Source organism: Caballeronia sp. LZ033 (assembly GCF_031451265.1).
In the GTDB taxonomy this organism is placed as follows: Bacteria; Pseudomonadota; Gammaproteobacteria; order Burkholderiales; family Burkholderiaceae; genus Caballeronia.
This window is the reverse complement of the sequence record NZ_JARUXQ010000058.1, coordinates 1-430: the sequence shown is the minus strand read 5'-3', so window position 1 is coordinate 430 and position 430 is coordinate 1. Positions and strand designations below refer to the sequence as shown.

Sequence of the window (430 nt, the reverse complement as noted above, 5' to 3'; positions counted from 1 at the left end):
ACAAGGCAGCATGGTTTCCGCGGATGCGGTGACGATCGCCAGCGGCCGCGACATCAACGTCCAAGGCAGTACGATCGTCGGCACCCATGACGTCGCGCTAAGCGCGGCGCATGACGTCAAGATCGGCACGTCGCAGGACACCATGACGTCGTCGAGCAGCTATCAGGAAAAGCGCTCCGGGTTCGGCACCAGCGGCCTGACCGTGACCTATGGCAGCAACAATCACGCGACGACCGATCAGGCTTCGAGCGTGACGAACAACGCGAGCACGGTCGGCTCGCTGGCGGGCGATCTCTCGATTCAGGCCGGCACTACCCTGCATGTGACCGGCAGTGATCTGCTTGCGGCGAAAGACCTCGTCGGCCTGGGCGCGAACGTCACCATCGACGCGGCCAAGGATACGGCGCAGCGTTCGCGGACGGAAACCTCG

1 protein-coding gene is annotated in these 430 nt (G+C 64.2%); it reads left to right on the top strand.

All coding sequences use genetic code 11. The features are described from left to right. Nucleotides 1-10: 10 nt before the first annotated feature. A partial coding sequence (locus QCE62_RS35370; RefSeq protein WP_409017967.1) for a hemagglutinin repeat-containing protein occupies nucleotides 11-430 on the top strand: 420 nt, incomplete at its 3' end.